The 16,879-nt window shown below is 73.2% G+C and carries 14 protein-coding genes; 4 read left to right on the top strand and 10 right to left on the bottom strand.

Translation table 11 applies throughout. The features are described 5' to 3' along the window. Window positions 1–3 precede the first annotated feature (3 nt). From AC5L3Z_RS07520 to AC5L3Z_RS07535, 4 genes are all read left to right on the top strand, one after another. Window positions 4–474, top strand: coding sequence for a hypothetical protein (locus AC5L3Z_RS07520; protein ID WP_494840560.1), 471 nt, complete (start codon window positions 4–6; stop codon window positions 472–474). Between the two features lie 131 nt (window positions 475–605). After that, entirely contained in the window at window positions 606–1,301 is a 696-nt protein-coding gene (locus AC5L3Z_RS07525; RefSeq protein WP_494840561.1) for an SDR family NAD(P)-dependent oxidoreductase, read from the top strand. Then, the gene (locus tag AC5L3Z_RS07530) at window positions 1,295–2,929 is read left to right on the top strand and encodes an MFS transporter (protein ID WP_494840562.1); all 1,635 of its coding nucleotides are present in this window, start codon (window positions 1,295–1,297) and stop codon (window positions 2,927–2,929) included. The genes AC5L3Z_RS07525 and AC5L3Z_RS07530 overlap by 7 nt, the downstream gene beginning before the upstream one ends. Before the next feature lie 548 nt (window positions 2,930–3,477). Continuing rightward, window positions 3,478–5,115: an ABC-F family ATP-binding cassette domain-containing protein gene (locus AC5L3Z_RS07535; protein ID WP_494840563.1), complete on the top strand. Its 1,638-nt coding sequence runs from the start codon at window positions 3,478–3,480 to the stop codon at window positions 5,113–5,115. A 183-nt stretch (window positions 5,116–5,298) separates the two neighbouring features. On the opposite strand, the gene der is transcribed toward AC5L3Z_RS07535, so the two are convergent. The 10 genes from der to pyrG all read right to left on the bottom strand — a co-directional run bounded on the left by der (window position 5,299) and on the right by pyrG (window position 16,743). Next, on the bottom strand, window positions 5,299–6,702 hold the full coding sequence (der, locus tag AC5L3Z_RS07540) for a ribosome biogenesis GTPase Der (RefSeq protein ID WP_494840564.1): 1,404 nt from the start codon (window positions 6,700–6,702) through the stop codon (window positions 5,299–5,301). After that, the gene (gene cmk, locus AC5L3Z_RS07545; protein WP_494840565.1) at window positions 6,699–7,379 is read right to left on the bottom strand and encodes a (d)CMP kinase; all 681 of its coding nucleotides are present in this window, start codon (window positions 7,377–7,379) and stop codon (window positions 6,699–6,701) included. The genes der and cmk overlap by 4 nt, the downstream gene beginning before the upstream one ends. A 192-nt stretch (window positions 7,380–7,571) precedes the next feature. After that, window positions 7,572–8,342: a pseudouridine synthase gene (locus AC5L3Z_RS07550; protein WP_494840566.1), complete on the bottom strand. Its 771-nt coding sequence runs from the start codon at window positions 8,340–8,342 to the stop codon at window positions 7,572–7,574. Continuing rightward, on the bottom strand, window positions 8,329–9,345 hold the full coding sequence (gene scpB, locus AC5L3Z_RS07555; RefSeq protein WP_494840650.1) for an SMC-Scp complex subunit ScpB: 1,017 nt from the start codon (window positions 9,343–9,345) through the stop codon (window positions 8,329–8,331). The genes AC5L3Z_RS07550 and scpB overlap by 14 nt, the downstream gene beginning before the upstream one ends. Before the next feature lie 118 nt (window positions 9,346–9,463). Continuing rightward, window positions 9,464–10,564 carry a segregation and condensation protein A gene (locus tag AC5L3Z_RS07560; protein WP_494840567.1) on the bottom strand — a complete coding sequence of 367 codons (1,101 nt, stop codon included), beginning with the start codon at window positions 10,562–10,564 and terminating at the stop codon, window positions 9,464–9,466. Between the two features lie 53 nt (window positions 10,565–10,617). Continuing rightward, entirely contained in the window at window positions 10,618–11,541 is a 924-nt protein-coding gene (locus tag AC5L3Z_RS07565; protein ID WP_154937924.1) for a ParA family protein, read from the bottom strand. 176 nt (window positions 11,542–11,717) lie between these two features. After that, window positions 11,718–12,710, bottom strand: a complete 993-nt coding sequence (locus AC5L3Z_RS07570) for a site-specific tyrosine recombinase XerD (protein WP_494840652.1) — start codon at window positions 12,708–12,710, stop codon at window positions 11,718–11,720. Continuing rightward, complete coding sequence (ald, locus tag AC5L3Z_RS07575; RefSeq protein ID WP_494840570.1) at window positions 12,707–13,822, bottom strand: alanine dehydrogenase; 1,116 nt, start codon at window positions 13,820–13,822, stop codon at window positions 12,707–12,709. Before ald ends, AC5L3Z_RS07570 begins: the two co-directional genes overlap by 4 nt. A 564-nt stretch (window positions 13,823–14,386) precedes the next feature. Beyond that, window positions 14,387–14,992 (bottom strand): NUDIX domain-containing protein, encoded by a 606-nt coding sequence (locus AC5L3Z_RS07580; protein ID WP_494840571.1) that lies wholly within the window; start codon window positions 14,990–14,992, stop codon window positions 14,387–14,389. Continuing rightward, entirely contained in the window at window positions 14,989–16,743 is a 1,755-nt protein-coding gene (gene pyrG / locus AC5L3Z_RS07585; protein ID WP_494840573.1) for a CTP synthase, read from the bottom strand. The genes AC5L3Z_RS07580 and pyrG overlap by 4 nt, the downstream gene beginning before the upstream one ends. Between the last annotated feature and the right edge of the window lie 136 nt (window positions 16,744–16,879).

A 16,879-nucleotide genomic window follows, 5' to 3' on the forward strand; every position in this document is an offset into this window, starting at 1 on the left:
GACGTGGTCGAGGAGCGGTCCCACCCGCGGGACGCCTTCGCCGGCCACGAGATCGGCACCCCTTGGGACCGGCTGCACCTGGCGTACTTCAACGGGTACGCGATGTCGAACTACCTGACCAAGCCGTTCCTGCTCGCCGGACCGGGGTTCCAGCTGGAGGAGCTGGCACCCCACCACGAGGACGGTGAGGTGTGGCGACCGCTGCGCGTGGTGTTCCCCGACAACGTGGCCACGCACAGCAGGGAGCAGACCTACTACGTCGACGACGAGGGGCACATCCGGCGGCACGACTACGTGCCGGAGGTCTTCGGACCCGGCGCCCCCGTCGCCGCCAACTACAGCTTCGACCCGCAGCGGGTCGACGGCATCCTGGTCCCCACCCGCCGCCTGGTCTACCTGACCGACGAGCAGCGCAACCCCGTCAAGGACACCGTCATCGTCTCGATCGAGCTGCGGGACATCACCTTCGCCTGAGGGGGAAGCCCGTTACCCGCGCCGACCCGCCGGGGTTGCACACCCGGCGGGTCCAGCCGGGTGTGGAGCCCGGCAGAGGGGGAAGACCGCGCCGTTGCGTGACCCGCTCGTACGGCGACGGCTGGAGGAACATGGACGCCGCAACGTTCGTGGTGGTCGGCGGCACCAGCGGCCTGGGGTTCGCGGTGGCCCGCCGGCTCGCGAGCGCAAACCGGGTCGTCGTCCTCGGCAACGTCGCCGACGAGGTCACCGCGACGATGAGCGAGCTGGGCTGCGACGGCAGCGTCTGCGACATCTCCTGCTACGACCAGGTCCGGGACGCCTTCGCCGGGGTGGTCGACCGGTACGGGACGATCGACGGGGTGGTCGACTCCGCCTCGGTGTGGGCCGGTGGCGACCTCGCCGACCTCAGCCCGGAGCGGATCCGGCGGGCCGTGGAGGTCAACGCGCTCGGCACCACCTACGTGCTCAAGGAGGCGCTGCACCACCTGCACCGGCAGGGCTACGGCAACGTGGTGTACGTCGGCGCGATGGCCGTGACGAAGGCCCGCCCCGGCATTCCCGTCTACCGCGCCACCAAGAGCTACGGCAGCAGCCTGGTCGAGTCGCTGGCCGAGGCGCAGCACAGCAACCAGGTCAAGGTGATGCAGCTGCACCCCGGGCCGATGCCGACCCGGTTGCAGGAGCGCGTCGGCGACGAGTTCCTGGACGAGACCTACGCACTGCCCGACCAGGTCGCCACGGAGGTCGTACGGCTGCTGCTGCTGGCCCCCGACGACCTCTACGTCTCCGGCGAGCGCGTGCTGCGCGCGGACGGGCGGTGGTAAGGGCCGAAGGCACCACCGCCGAGCGGCCCCTCTCGGCGTGGGTACCGCTGCGGACAGCGGTGTACCGCAACCTCTGGCTGGCCCTGTTCGCCGCCAACGTCGGCACCTGGATGCAGACGGTCGGCGCGCAGTGGCTGCTGATCGACGCGCCGAACGCCTCGACGCTGGTGGCGCTGGTCCAGACCGCCAGCCTGCTGCCGGTGCTGCTGCTGGCCCTGCCGGCCGGCACGCTGGCCGACTCCTTCGACCGCCGGCACCTGCTCATCTCGGTCCAACTGTTCCTGCTCGTGGTGGCGGCGGCGCTGACCCTGCTGACCGCCGCCGGCCGGATGCCACCGGCGCTGCTGCTCACCCTCACCTTCGCCTTCGGGGTGGGGCAGGCGCTGACGCTGCCGGCCTGGGCGGCGGTGGTCCCGGAGCTGGTGCCGCGGGACCAGCTCCGGTCGGCCGCCGCGCTCGGCTCGATCAGCTTCAACGCGGCGCGGGCCGTCGGGCCGGCCCTGGCCGGGGTGCTGATCGCCCGGATCGGGATCGCCCCGGTCTTCGCGCTCAACGCGGTGGCCTTCGGCGTCTTCGCGCTGGCGCTGTACCGGTGGCGGCCCGAGAACGCCCGGGCGGTGGAGGTGCCGGAACGGTTCACCGCCGCGCTGCGCGCCGGCGGCCGGTACGTACGCCACTCCCCCATCGTCCGGCGGCTGCTGCGGCGCGCACTGGTCTTCCTGGTGCCCGGCAGCGCGCTCTGGGCGCTGCTGCCGCTGGTCGCCGACCGACGGCTGGGCCTGGACTCCACCGGGTACGGGCTGCTCCTGGCCGCCCTCGGGGTCGGCGCGGTCCTCGGTGGCGTGCTGCTTCCCCGGGTGCAGACCTGGCTGTCGCCGAACCAGATCCTGCTGGCGGCCGGCCTCCTGTTCGGCGGGACGCTGCTGGTGGTCGGGACGGTCCGGGCGATCCCGCTGGTGCTGCTCGTCCTGCTGCCTGCCGGGCTGGCCTGGGTGACGGTGCTGGTCAACGTCAGCGCCGAGCTGCAGCTGTTCCTGCCCGGCTGGGTACGCGCCCGTGGCCTCGCCGTGTACCAGGTGGTCTTCGCCGGCGGGCAGGCGCTCGGGGCGTTCATCTGGGGCGTCGTGGCCGACATGGCCGGGCTGGTCACCGCCTTCGTCGCGGCGGGGGCGCTGATGCTGGTCGGCTCGGTGACCAGCCAGATCTGGCGGCTGCCGGACCTGCGGGGAGTGGCCGGAGACCCGGCGACCTACTGGCCCCGCCTGCAACTGGCGCACGAACCGGACCCCCGGGTCGGCCCGGTGCTGGTGACGGTGGCCTACACCGTGCGCCCCGAGCGCGAGCGGGAGTTCCTCAAGGCGATGGACCTGGTTCGCGGCTCCCGGCAGCGGACCGGCGCGATGCGCTGGGGACTGTTCCGGGAGGGCGAATCCCGGGAGCGACTCGTCGAGGTGTACCTGGTGCCGTCCTGGGACGAGCACTTGCGCCAGCACGGGGGCCGGCTGACGGGGGCCGACCAGGAGGCGGAGGAGCGGGCCCGGGAACTCGCCGACGGCGAGCCGGAGGTGCGTCACCTGCTGCCCGCCGCCGCCGGCCAGGCGATGACCGACGACCGGCAGGAGCCCTGAACCCGCCCCACCCGCCCGGGTCAGGTGCCCTGCCGGTGGACCCGGCCCTCCTGTGTCACCTTCGACCGGCCGTGGTCGCGTTCGCTACCGGAGGCGCCGGTCGCCGTCCGTAGGTGCCGGCGCTTCGGTGAGCGTTCGACCTCCGAGCCCTGCCGGCCCGGCGCGCCGCTGCCCGGGTGTCGCCGGCCGCGGGCCGACTCGCCACCGCTGTCGTGTTTGTTCTGCTGATGACTGCCCATGGGCGACGGGTACCCGCCGGGCCGGTGGAAATTCACCGCCCGCCAACCGCCGATCACGCCGAGTGACCGACTGCTGCGCTCCAGCAGCAAGGGACCTCGCACTGCGATAAAATGGTCGCCGATCCATCGGGAGCGACAGAGGAGACCAGACGTGGCAGGTGACGACGACATCTCCGGGTGATACCGGACGTGTCCGGCCACCGGCTCGGCGCGCGAAAGCGCGGCCGCCGTGGCCATGCCGTCGTTCCACCTGCCCCTGTTCTCCACGGGCGGCCGTAGCCTGACCCGTGTCAGACCCGAGGACTTCGCATGTCCGACGCCTTCGTCATCTGCTCGCGCCTCTCCTTCTCCTGGCCGGACGACACACCCGTCTTCGAGGACCTCTCCTTCAGCATCGGCGAGGGCCGCACGGGACTCGTCGCGCCGAACGGCGCCGGTAAGACCACCCTGCTCAGGCTGATCGCCGGCGAGCTGCGGCCCACCGCCGGCGCAGTCACCGTCGACGGGGTGCTCGGCTATCTCCCGCAGAGCCTGCCCCTCGCCGGCGACCTGACCGTGGCCGAGGTCCTGGGCGTCGCCCCGGTGATCGCGGCGCTGCACGCCATCGAGTCGGGAGACGCCAGCGAGGAGCATTTCGCCACCGTCGGCAACGACTGGGACGTCGAAGAGCGCAGCCGCGCCCAGCTCGACCGGCTGGGCCTCGGGGCGGTCTCCCTCACCCGCCACCTGCACACCCTCAGCGGCGGTCAGATCGTCGTCCTGGGCCTGGCCGCGCAACTGCTGAGGAGGCCCGACGTCCTGCTGCTCGACGAACCGACCAACAACCTCGACCTCGACGCCCGGCGCTCGCTCCACGAGGCGATCGAGAACTGGACCGGCTGCCTGTTGCTGGTCAGCCACGACCGGGCCCTGCTCGACCGGATGGACCGCATCGCCGAACTCGAACGGGGCGAACTCCGCTTCCACGGTGGGAACTTCAGCGCGTACGAGAAGTCGGCACGCGCCGCGCAGGAGGCCGCCGAGCGGCACGTCCGCAGCGCCGAACAGGAGGTCAAACGCGAGAAGCGGGAGATGCAGCAGGCCCGGGAGCGGGCCGCCCGCCGGGCCGGCAACGCCAGCCGCAACCTCGGCAACGCCGGCCTGCCGAGGATCGTCGCCGGAGCCCTGAAACGGGACGCCCAGGAGTCGGCCGGCAAGTCGAACGAGACGCACGCCGCGCGGGTCAGCCAGGCCAAGGCCCGGCTCGACGAAGCGGGCCGGGCCCTGCGCGAGGAACAGCGGATCGTGCTGGACCTGCCCGGGACCGCCGTCCCGGCCGGCCGCACCGTCTTCGACGGTGCGCGGATGCAGGTCCGCCACGGTGACCGGGCCGTGTTCGCCGACGGCGGCGTCGACCTGGTGATCCGTGGACCCGAGCGGATCGCGCTGACCGGACCCAACGGCGTCGGCAAGTCCACCCTGCTGCGCCTGATCAACGGCGACCTGACGGCGGAGGACGGCTCGACCCGGCGGGCCGAGGGGCGGGTGGCCTACCTGTCCCAACGGCTGGACCTGCTGGACCCCGACCGGACGGTGGCGGAGAACCTGGCAGCGTACGCGCCCGCGATGCCGGAGGCCGAGCGGATGAACCTCCTCGCCCGCTTCCTGTTCCGCGGTCCCCGGGCGCACCTCCCCGTCGGGGTGCTCTCCGGCGGCGAGCGGCTGCGCGCCACCCTGGCCTGCGTGCTGTGCGCCGAACCGGCGCCGCAACTGCTCCTGCTGGACGAGCCGACCAACAACCTCGACCTGGTGAGCGTGGCGCAGCTGGAGGGGGCGCTCGGCGCGTACCAGGGGGCGTTCGTGGTGGTCAGCCACGACGAGCGGTTCCTGGCGGAGATCGGGGTGCGGCGGTGGCTGCGGCTGCACGAGGGCCGGCTACGGGAGACGGCGGCGCCGGACGCCGAGTGAACGGCCGCCCGCCCTGTCGCGCTGGTGCGGCGGGGCGGGCGAGCCGACGGCCGGCGGCACCGCAACTCGATCGGGCACGCCACTCCCCCTAGGGCGTCCTAGGAGGATGGGGTGGTGGTCGTGGGCGAGAAACAGCGACGCCGGGTGGTCACGAGGACCACCCGGCGTCGGGACGTACCAGGATCAGCCGTGCGCCTTGCCGCGGCCGCCGGGGCCCAGCTTCTTGCGCGGGCGTACGGAGATCTCCACCGGGCTGCCCTCGAAGCCGAACTCCTCCCGGAGCTTGCGCTCGACGAAGCGCTGGTAGCCGGCGTCCAGCGGAGCCGTGGTGAAGAGCACGAAGCGCGGCGGGGCCACACCGGCCTGCGTGGCGAAGAGGATCTTCGGCGCCCGGCCGCCGCGCACCGGGTGCGGGGTCGCCTGCACCAGCGCGGTCAGCCACTGGTTCAGCTGCGCCGTCGGCACCCGGGTCTCCCAGCTGGCCAGGGCCTTGCGCAGCGCCGGAGCGAGCTTGTCCACCGCCCGGCCGGTCTGCGCCGACAGGTTCAGCCGGATCGCCCAGGGGATGCGGCGCAGCTCCCGCTCGATCTCCTTGTCCAGGTAGTACCGGCGGTCGTCGTCGACCAGGTCCCACTTGTTGAAGGCGATGACCAACGCCCGGCCGGCCTCGGTGACCATGGTCAGGATCCGCTGGTCCTGCTCGCTGATCGGCTCGCTGGCGTCGAGCAGCACCACCGCGACCTCGGCCGCCTCGATCGCCGAGGCGGTCCGCAGGCTGGCGTAGTACTCGGTGCCGCTGGCCTTGCCGACCCGCTTGCGCAGACCGGCGGTGTCCACCAGCTGCCAGGTCTCGCCGCCGATCTCCACCAGGCTGTCCACCGGGTCGACCGTGGTACCGGCGACCGAGTCGACCACGGCCCGCTCCTCACCGGAGAAGCGGTTGAGCAGGCTGGACTTGCCGACGTTGGGGCGGCCGACCAGGGCCACCCGGCGCGGGCCGCGCGGCCGGTTCTCGACGATCTTCGGCGCCTCCGGCAGGGCCTCCAGGATGGCGTCGAGCAGCTCGCCGGAGCCCCGCCCGTGCAGCGCGGAGACCGGGTACGGCTCACCGAGGCCGAGCGACCAGAGCGAGGTCGCCTCCATCTCGATGGCGGTGTTGTCGGTCTTGTTCGCCACCAGGATGACCGGCTTGGCGCTGCGCCGCAGCATCTTCACGGCGGCCTCGTCCACATCCGTCGAACCGACCATCGCGTCGACCACGAAGACCACCACGTCGGCCGTGGCGACGGCGATCTCGGCCTGGGCGGCGATCGCCGCGGCCCGGTCCTTCGCGTCCGGCTCCCACCCGCCGGTGTCCACCACCGTGAACGAGCGGCCGGTCCACTGCGCGTCGTAGGGGACCCGGTCGCGGGTCACCCCCGGGATGTCCTCCACGACCGCCTGGCGACGGCCGATGATCCGGTTGACCAGGGTCGACTTGCCCACGTTCGGCCGGCCGACCACGGCCACCACGGGCTGCGGACCGGACGGCTCCTCGACGTCGATGTCCGGCTCCCGCAGCTCCACCCAACCAGCGTCGTCGGTCATGCCACCCCCCGCTCGTTGAGCATCTCGCGCAGCCGGGCGACGACCTCGTCGATGCCCAGCTCGGTGGTGTCCAGCTCGACCGCGTCGGCGGCCTGCTGCAACGGGTTGACCTTGCGGGTCGAGTCGAACTTGTCCCGCCGGGCCAGGTCCGCGGCGGTCGCCGCGACGTCGGCCGCGTCCTCGGTGCTGCGCCGCAGGGCCCGCGCCGCCTCGGAGGCGGTCAGGTAGACCTTCAGGTCGGCGTCCGGCGCCACCACCGAGCCGATGTCGCGGCCCTCGACCACGATCCGGCCCGCGTTGGCGATCATCTGACGCTGCCGGGCGACGAGCAGTTCGCGCACCGCCGGCACGGCGGCCACGGCGGAGACCGCACCGGTCACCTCGGGGCCGCGGATCTCCCGGTCGACGGTCACGCCGTCGGCGGTCACCCCGTACCCCTGGGGGTCGGTGCCGATGCGCAGGTCGACCTCGCGGGCGACCTTGGCCACCGATTCGACGTCGGTCAGGTCGACCCCGGAGCGCAGCACGGCCCAGGTGATCGCCCGGTACATGGCCCCCGTGTCGAGGTAGCGGGCACCGATGCTGACGGCGAGCCGCCGCGAGACGGTGGACTTACCCGAACCGGACGGCCCGTCCACAGCGACCACGCAGCGCCCGGCCCGTACGTTTTCCCCCACCGTTGTCCTCCTCAGCCCGTACCTCGCGGGTCGCCGGTGTCTCCGGCGCCGTTGAGCGGTTGTCCAACATTCTCAATCATGCCCGCGCCACGCGGGCAGCCGTGCGCGACGCCGTCGGGGGCGACCCGCGCCACCCGCCGGCGCACCGGCCGCGAGGGAGCCTACCGGCACCGGTACCCCGAACGAGGCGGGTCAGTCCCCCACGGCCTTGAACAGGGCGGCGACCTCCGCGTTGGTCAGCCGGCGGGTCCGCCCGGCACGCAGGTCACCCAGCCGGATCGGGCCGATCGCGGTACGCACCAGACGCGCCACCGGGTGCCCCACCTCGGCCAGCAGGCGCCGGACGATGTGCTTGCGCCCCTCGTGCAGGGAGAGCTCCACCTGGGCGGTCTTGCCCAGGCTGTCCACCAGCTTGAAGGAGTCGACCCGCACCGGCCCGTCCTCCAGCTCCACCCCGGCCATCAGCCGCTTGCCCAGGTTGCGCGGGATCGGCCCGGCCACCTCGCACAGGTAGGTCTTCAGCACCTCGTACGACGGGTGCATCAGCTTGTGGGCCAGGGTGCCGTCGTTGGTGAGCAGCAGCAGACCCTCGCTGTCGGCGTCGAGCCGCCCCACGTGGTAGACGCGCTGCTCCACCCGGTTGCCGATGAAGTCGGCCAGCGCGGTGCGGCCCTTCTCGTCCGCCATGGTGGAGACCACCCCGCGCGGCTTGTTCATCGCCAGGTAGACCAGCCGGGTGTCGGCCTGGAGCCGCTCCCCGTCGACGTGGATCACGTCGCGGGACGGGTCGGCCTTGTCACCGAGCTGCGCGACCCGGCCGTTCACGGTCACCCGGCGCCGGAAGATCAGGTCCTCGCAGGCACGCCGGGAGCCCACACCCGCGGCGGCGAGCACCTTCTGCAGGCGCTCGGCCCCCTCGTACACGGGGGCGTCGGGCTTCGGGGCACGGTCATCGCGTCGCATCGGCAAGCTCTTCTACGTCGTCGGGGAGGAACGGGGCGAGCGGCGGCAGGTCGGCCACCGAGTTCAGCCCCAGCTTTTCCAGGAACAGGGTGGTGGTCCGGTAGAGGAAGGCTCCGCTGTCGGCCTCGGTGCCGCACTCCTCCACCAGCCCGCGCGAGACCAGGGTACGGATCACCCCGTCGCAGTTGACACCCCGGATGGCCGAGATCCGCGAACGGGTCACCGGCTGCTTGTAGGCGATCACGGCGAGGGTCTCCAGCGCGGCCTGGGTCAACCGTACCGACTGCCCGTCCAGCACGAACCGCTCGACGTAGGTCGCATACTCCGGACGGGTGTAGAGACGCCAGCCACCTGCGGCCCGACGCAGCTCGAAACCGTGCCCGGCGGCGGTGTAGCCGGCGGCGATCCGGTCCAGCGCCGGGCCGATCCGCTCAGCCGGCTGCTCCAGCACCTGGGCCAGGGTGAGCTCGCTCACCGGCTCGTCCACCACCAGCAGGATCGCCTCCAGCGCACCGCGCAGCTCGGCGTCGTCGAGCACCGGCGCCGGCTCCGGCGCGGGCGTCACCCGCCGCCGTCCCCGCTTCCCCGGTACGCCGGCCGCGGCGCGCTCCGCCGGCAGGGCCCCGGCCGACTCAGCGCCGTCGAGGTCGGCGCCGTCCAAGTCGGCGCCGTCGAGGTCGGTGCCGTCCAACTCGGCGCCGTCGAGGTCGGCGCCGGGCAGCGTGGCGCTGCGCGAAGCCGCGCCGGTCGGGTCGGCGGCGGTTCCGCCCGCGTCGGCGGCGGTCGGCTCGGCCGGCTCGGCGGCGGGAAGCGCCGTGCTGTCCGGGCCGACGCCGGCCGGCTCGGGAGCGGTCCCGCCCGCGTCGGCGGTGGCCGGTACGGCCGGTTCGTCGTCGACGGAAGGCTCGGCATCGACGGGCGACCCCGCGGTCGGCGCCGACGCGGTGAGGTCGGCGGCGAGATCTTGGACAGTTTCCGTTCCCGACGAACGGAAACTGTCCAAGATCTCGGGCTCAGCCCGCTCTGCGGGGTCGGGGGTGGGGTTCTTCGGCGGGGTGGGGCGCTGCCACGGGGGGATCCACGCGGCGGCCTGGTCGGCCAGGGAGTCCCGGCGCTCCTCGTCACTCATCCCGCTGCTCCTCGTTCTCGGCGTCCTGCGCGGTGCCCGACGGACCGGTCGCCGTCCCCGGCAACGCCGGCTCGCCGGCCCCGGCCGGCGAGGCCCGGTGCTGCCCGACGTCGGCCCGACCTGCATCGCCCGGATCGACCTCAGCCGGACCGGTGTCCTGCGGGCCGGCGTCCGCCGCACCGGCGTCGGCCGGCTCGGCGAGGGCGCCGGCGTACTCGTCGATGTGCAGTTCGGCGCCGCCCTCGGCCGGGCCGGTCCAGCGCACCGTCAACTCCTCCAGGGCCTGCTCCTGCACGAACGCGACCAGCCCCTCCCGGTAGAGCTCCAGCAGCGCGAGGAACCGCGCCACCACCTCCAGGGTGATCTCGCAGTCGGCGCAGAGCAGCGAGAAGGTGGCGGTGCCGGCGCGGCGCAGCCGCTCGGTGAGGATCGCCGCGTGCTCCCGCACGCTGACCCGCACCATGTGCACGTGGGCGATGGAGACCTCCGGCACCGGTCTCGGAGTCATCGCTCTGACCGCCAGCTTCAGCAGCCGCTCCGGGCCGATGCCGAGCACCAGGTCGGGCAGCGCCTCGGCGTACCGGGGCTCCAGGGTGACCGCCCGGGGGTAGCGTCGCCCGCCCACCGACTCCAGCTCGGCGATGTGCGCCGCCGCCTCCTTGTACGCCTTGTACTGCAACAACCGGGCGAAGAGCAGGTCCCGCGCCTCCAGCAGGGCGAGGTCCTCCTCGTTCTCCACGTCGGCGGCGGGCAGCAACCGGGCCGCCTTCAGGTCCAGCAGGGTGGCGGCGATCAGCAGGAACTCGCTCGCCTCGTCCAGGTCCCACTGGTCGCCCATGGCCCGGATGTAGGCGATGAACTCGTCGGTGACCCGGTGCAGCGCCACCTCGGTGACGTCCAGCTTGTGCTTGCCGATGAGCTGGAGCAGCAGGTCGAACGGGCCGGTGAAGTTCGCCAGCCGGACGGTGAACCCGGCGCTCTGCTCCGCCTGCGGCACACCGGCGGCGTCCGTCGTCGGCCCGGCGGCGGCCTCGGCGGCCACCACGGGCGGCTGCTCCGGGGTCGTCGGCGGGTCGAGGGGCGGCGCGGTCACCGGAAGACCGTAGTCCACGGCCCCGGCCGGCCGGCGCGAAGGTGCACCGTGGCCTACCGGTCCGCCTGGGCGGCGATCACCTCACGGGCCAGCTGGCGGTAGTTGCGCGCGCCGGACGACGCCGGGTCGAGGGTGGTGATCGGCGCTCCGGCCACCGTGGACTCGGGGAACTTCACCGTCTTGGTGATGACCGTCTGGTAGACCTTGTCGCCGAACGCCTCGACCACCCGCTGGAGCACCTGGCGGCAGTGGGTGGTGCGGCTGTCGTACATGGTGGCGAGGATGCCCTCGAGCTCCAGGTCGAAGTTGAGCCGCTCGCGCACCTTGTCGATGGTGTCCAGCAGCAGCGCCACCCCGCGCAGGCTGAAGAACTCGCACTCCAGCGGGATGAGCACGCCGTGCGCGACGGTCAACGCGTTGATCGCCAGCAGGCCCAGCGAGGGCTGGCAGTCGATCAGGATGTAGTCGTACTCCTTGCGGACGGTCCGCAGCACCCGGGCCAGCGCCATCTCCCGGGCGACCTCGTTGACCAGCTGGATCTCGGCCGCGGAGAGGTCGATGTTGGCCGGCAGCAGGTGCAGCCCGGCCACGTCGGTCTTGATCAGGACGTCCTCGGCGGTGACGTCGTCCTGCATCAGCAGGTTGTAGACCGACAGGTCGAGGTTGTGCGGGTTGACCCCCAGCCCGACCGAGAGCGCGCCCTGCGGGTCGAAGTCCACCAGCAGCACCTTGCGGCCGTACTCGGCGAGCGCGGCGCCCAGGTTGATGGTGGTGGTCGTCTTGCCGACGCCACCCTTCTGGTTGGCCATCGCGATGATCCGCGCCGGACCGTGCCGGTCGGTGGGCATCGGCTCCGGGATCGGCTTGCGCATCGTGTACGCGGCCGGGTCCGCCGGACCCAGATCCGCGCCGAGCGACGCCTGCTGCTCGCGGAGCTCCGACGTCCAGGCGTCGGCACGATCACCGTTGCCAGCCATGTCCTCGTTGCCCCCTCCCGACGACCACCCGGCGTCGGAGCCTTCCGACGTCCTTCGCGGCGCCGCTGCGCACCCCGGATGTCGCCCCAGGAGGTCCGCGCCGAAACCGACTCTACGCCACCGACCAGCAGCGCGTTCGGTACCGGTCCGGCGTGTCGGCCGGTGGCGGCGCCCGGTCAGCCCAGGGCGCGCGGGTGCGCGGTCGCGTACACCTCGCGCAGCCGCTCCACGGTGACCAACGTGTACACCTGGGTGGTGGTCACCGAGGCGTGGCCGAGCAGCTCCTGCACCACCCGCACGTCGGCGCCGCCGTCGAGCAGGTGGGTGGCGTACGAGTGACGCAGGGTGTGCGGGGAGACCGCGCCCGGCCCGGTCACCGGCAGCCCGGCCCGCTCGGCGGCGCGCCGCAGGATGGTCCAGGCGCCCTGCCGGGTCAGCGTCCCGCCCCGGGCGTTGACGAAGACCGCCGGGGTGCCGCGACCCGCGGCGACCAGCCCGGGTCGGGCCCGGACCAGCCAGGCGCGCAACGCCTCGACGGCGTACCCGCCGATCGGGACGAGCCGGGTCCGGCCGCCCTTGCCGCGCAGCACGGCGGTGCCCTCGTCAACGTCCACGTCGTCCACGGCGGCGCCGACCGCCTCGGAGATCCGCGCGCCGGTGCCGTACAGGAATTCCAGCAGCGCCCGGTCGCGCAGGGCGAGGGCCGCGCCGTCACCGGCGGCGGTCACCGGGCCGGCGGTCTCCAGCAACCGGACCACGTCGTCGACGGGCAGCGCCCGGGGCAGCCGGCGCGGCGGCGTGGGCGGGCGGACGTCCCGGCTCGGGTCGGCGCCGGCCAGCCCCTCGCGCAGCGCGAAACGGTGCAGCCCGCGCACCGCGGAGGCGGCGCGGGCGGCGGAGGACGCGGCCAGCGGCGGATGGTCGTCGTCGCCGGCGCGCAGCCGGGCCAGGTGCGACTCGACGACGCCGGCGCCGACCGACCCGAGGTCGGCGACGCCGGCGTCGGCCAGGGTCGTCAGGTACCGCTCCAGATCCCGCCGGTACGACGAGAGGGTGTTCGCCGACAGCCCCCGCTCGACGGTGAGGTGGTCGAGGTAGCCGCGGACGGCACGGCGCAGCGCCGGCGCGGGCTGCGTGCCCGCGCCGGCGGTGTCCGGTGCAGCGGTCAGGCCAGCACCTCGGCCAGCGGCAGGGTCGGCATGCCGTGCGCCTCGGCGACCGGGCCGTAGGTGACCTGGCCGGCGTGGGTGTTCAGGCCCAGCGCCAGGGCCGGGTCGCGGCGCAGCGCCTCGCGCCAGCCCTGGTTGGCCAGCTCCAGGGCGTACGGCAGGGTGACGTTGGTCAGCGCGTAGGTGCTGGTGTTCGGCACCGCGCCGGGCATGTTCGCCACGCAGTAGAAGATCGACTCGTGCACCTTGTAGACCGGGTCGGCGTGCGTGGTGGGACGCGAGTCCTCGAAGCAGCCGCCCTGGTCGATGGCGATGTCGACCAGCACGCTGCCCGGCTTCATCCGGGAGACCAGCTCGTTGGAGATGAGCTTCGGCGCCTTCGCGCCGGGGACGAGGACCGCGCCGATGACCAGGTCCGCGTCGAGCACGGCCCGCTCGATCTCGTACGCGTTGGAGGCCACGGTCTGCAGGTGGCCCCGGTAGATGGCGTCGGCCTGGCGCAGCCGGGCCACGTTCTTGTCCAGCAGCAGCACCTCGGACTGCAGGCCCAGCGCGATCGCGGCGGCGTTCAGGCCGGAGACACCGGCGCCGATGACCACGGTCTTCGCCGCGTACACGCCGGAGACGCCGCCGGGCAGCACGCCCCGACCCCCGCCGGTGCGCATCATGTAGAAGGCGCCCACCTGCGGGGCGAGCCGACCGGCGACCTCGGACATCGGGGCCAGCAGCGGCAGCGACCGGTCCGGCAGCTCGACGGTCTCGTACGCGATGCCGGTGACCTTGCGGTCGATGAGCGCGTCGGTGCACTCCCTCGAGGCGGCCAGGTGCAGGTAGGTGAAGAGCACCTGCCCCTCGCGCATCCGGTGGTACTCCTCGGCGATGGGCTCCTTGACCTTGAGCACCAGCTCCGCGGTCTCCCACACCTCGTCGGCGGTGGCGAGGATCTTGGCGCCCGCGGCGGCGAACTCGTCGTCGGTGATGCTCGACCCGACGCCGGCGCCGGACTCGACGAAGACCTCGTGCCCGTTGCGGGTGAACTCGTTGACACCCGCCGGCGTGATCGCCACGCGGTACTCGTGGTTCTTGACCTCGCGTGGGATTCCGACCTTCACGATGCAGACACCTCTCTTCGGGGCTGCCTTCCCCCGACTGCGCGGTGCGCGCCGGCTCCTTTGCCGGCGCGGTCCACCGGTCCCGCCGGCGGCAGTCTAGGCGTGGGAGCACCCGGTGGGGCCCAGCACAGTGACATCCGGTGCCCGATGCGCCTGACGATGTGTCAGGCGCCCGGTCCACGCCGTCCGCGCGACGTTCGCTCTCATCGTCGCACCGCAGGACGGGCATCGCCGGGCGGAAGCCGCAGCCGACACGCCGGGTGTCTACGCCGCCGCGCTCGGTGCCGGCCGCTCCGGCACGCCGCCGCACGCCGTCGACCAGGCGGCGCCGCTCCCTCACCGGTCCCGGCCGCGAGCTGGCCGACCCCCGTTTGCGGCGTGTCGCGGCTTCCCGACGCCGGGACACCCCGACACGCCGCAAACGGGGGGCTCAGGTGGGCACGCGCGGTGCAGGGCGGGCGAAGCGGCCGCCACGGCACGAGGCGTGGGGCGAGGCGGTCGAGGCCGGGCAGAGAAAAGGGCCGCGCGGTGTAGCCGCGCGGCCCTTTCCGGGTGGGTCCCGGGTCAGCGGGGCAGTGGGGCGTCGGGGCGGCGCAGCACCGACCAGCCGGCGTCCCGGGCCCGGGCGGCGGCCAGCAGGCCGGCCACGCAGGGCCCGTTGGTGATCTCCCCGGCCAGCACCATGCCGACCGCCTCGTCCAGGTCGAGCCGGACGATCTGGATGTCCGCCTCCTCCTCGCGACGCTCGTGCCGCTGCTCGGCGGGCACCTCGTGCAGGTCGCGGGCGAGGAAGACCCGGACCACCTCGTCGGAGAAACCGGGCGAGGTGTGCACGTCGACCAGCAGGTCCAGGGCGCCGGCGGTCAGGTCGGCCTCCTCGGCCAGCTCCCGGGCGGCGGCCACGGGCAACTCCTCGCCGTCGACGTCCATCAGCCCGGCGGGCAGCTCCCACAGGTGCCGCCCGACCGGCTGGCGGTACTGGCGGACCAGCACCACCTGGCCGGCGTCGTCGAGCGCCACCACGGCGACCGCGCCGACGTGCCGGACGTAGTCCCGTTTCGCGGTGCCGCCGCCCGGCATGGTCACCTCGTCGGTGACCACGGAGAAGATCCGCCCGGCGAATCGCTCCTGCCGGTGGGTCAGCTCGTAGCGGTGCTCGACGGCGCTCACGAGGCGGACGCCGCCTTCGCCGCGGCACCGCCGTTGCGCGCCGCCTTCTTCGCCGCCGGCGTCTCCGCCACGCCGTCCAGGTCGACCGGCAGCTGACCGGCCTCCGAGTACGCCACCGCGGCCTTCACGAACGCGGCGAAGAGCGGGTGCGGGCGGGTCGGGCGGCTCTTCAGCTCCGGGTGCGCCTGGGTGGCGACGAAGAACGGGTGCAGCTCCCGGTCCAACTCGATGAACTCGACCAGCCGGCCGTCCGGGGAGGTGCCGGAGATGTGCAGGCCGGCCTTGGTGAGCTGGTCCCGGTAGGCGTTGTTCACCTCGTACCGGTGCCGGTGCCGCTCGCTGACCTCGGTGCTGCCGTACGCCTCGGCGACGAGCGAACCCTCGGCCAGGGTCGCCGGGTACGCCCCGAGCCGCATGGTGCCGCCCAGGTCGCCCCGGCCGGCGACGATGTCCTCCTGGTCGGCCATGGTGGCGATGACCGGGTGCTTGGCCTCCTCGTCGAACTCCAGCGAGTTCGCCCCGTCGAGGCCGGCCAGGTGGCGGGCCACCTCGATGGTCATGCACTGCAGGCCGAGGCAGAGGCCGAGCAGCGGGACGCCGTTCTCGCGGGCGTACCGGGCGGTGCCGATCTTGCCCTCGATGCCGCGCACGCCGAAGCCGCCGGGGATGACGATGCCGTCCACGCCGGCCAGGGCGGCCGCCGCGCCGGCCGGGGTGACGCAGTCGTCGCTGGGCACCCAGCGCAGCTGCACCCGGGCCCGGTGGCCGAAGCCGGCGGCCCGGATCGCCTCGCTGACCGACAGGTACGCGTCGGGCAGGTCGACGTACTTGCCGACCAGGGCGACGGTGACCGTGTGCCGCGGCTGGTGCACCCGGTCGAGCAGGTCGTCCCAGCCGACCCAGTCGACGTCACGGAAGGAGAGCCCGAGCCGGCGCACCACGTACGCGTCGAGACCCTCGCGGTGCAGCACCTTCGGGATGTCGTAGATGCTCGGCGCGTCCGGGGCGGCGACGACCGCCTCGGAGTCCACGTCGCAGTAGAGGGAGAGCTTCTCCTTGACCTTGTCCGGGATGTCCCGGTCGCAGCGCAGCACCAGCGCGTCGGGCTGGATGCCGATGCTGCGCAGCTGCGCCACCGAGTGCTGGGTCGGCTTGGTCTTCAGCTCGCCGGACGGCGCCAGGTACGGCACCAGCGAGACGTGCAGGTAGAAACAGTTGTCCCGACCCAGGTCGTGGCGAACCTGGCGGATCGCCTCCAGGAACGGCAGCGACTCGATGTCGCCGACGGTGCCGCCGACCTCGGTGATCACGACGTCCGGCACCTGGCCGTCGACGTCCGGCTCGGCCATGCCGAGGATCCGCGCCTTGATCTCGTTGGTGATGTGCGGGATCACCTGGACGGTGTCGCCCAGGTACTCGCCGCGCCGCTCCTTGGCGATCACTTCCGAGTAGATCTGGCCGGTGGTGACGTTCGCCTTGCCGGAGAGCGCCCGGTCCAGGAACCGCTCGTAGTGCCCGACGTCGAGGTCGGTCTCCGCGCCGTCCTCGGTGACGAAGACCTCACCGTGCTGGAACGGGTTCATCGTCCCGGGGTCGACGTTGAGGTAGGGGTCGAGCTTCTGCATCACCACGCGCAGTCCGCGCGCGGTCAGCAGGTTGCCGAGGCTGGAGGCGGTGAGGCCCTTACCGAGCGAGGAGGCGACGCCCCCGGTGACGAAGATGTGCCGGGTCGTCCGTGCTGAAGGGGCCAAGGCCTGCTCCCGTGTCGTCCGTAGCGGTCGTGCGAACCGCCGTGCCGACCACCGAAGTGATCACGCGATCCACGGGATTCCACGGTAACACCTCTCCGGCCCGGACCCGGCGTCGCACCCGACCTGGGCGGGCGCC

Source organism: Micromonospora sp. LZ37 (assembly GCF_059359015.1).

Coding starts and splice junctions, on each gene's coding strand:
- AC5L3Z_RS07525 (WP_494840561.1), top strand. CDS start 606: ATGGACGCCGCAACGTTCGTGGTGGTCGGCGGCACCAGCGGCCTGGGG.
- AC5L3Z_RS07535 (WP_494840563.1), top strand. CDS start 3,478: ATGTCCGACGCCTTCGTCATCTGCTCGCGCCTCTCCTTCTCCTGGCCG.
- der (WP_494840564.1), bottom strand. CDS start 6,702: ATGACCGACGACGCTGGTTGGGTGGAGCTGCGGGAGCCGGACATCGAC.
- AC5L3Z_RS07550 (WP_494840566.1), bottom strand. CDS start 8,342: ATGCGACGCGATGACCGTGCCCCGAAGCCCGACGCCCCCGTGTACGAG.
- AC5L3Z_RS07565 (WP_154937924.1), bottom strand. CDS start 11,541: ATGGCTGGCAACGGTGATCGTGCCGACGCCTGGACGTCGGAGCTCCGC.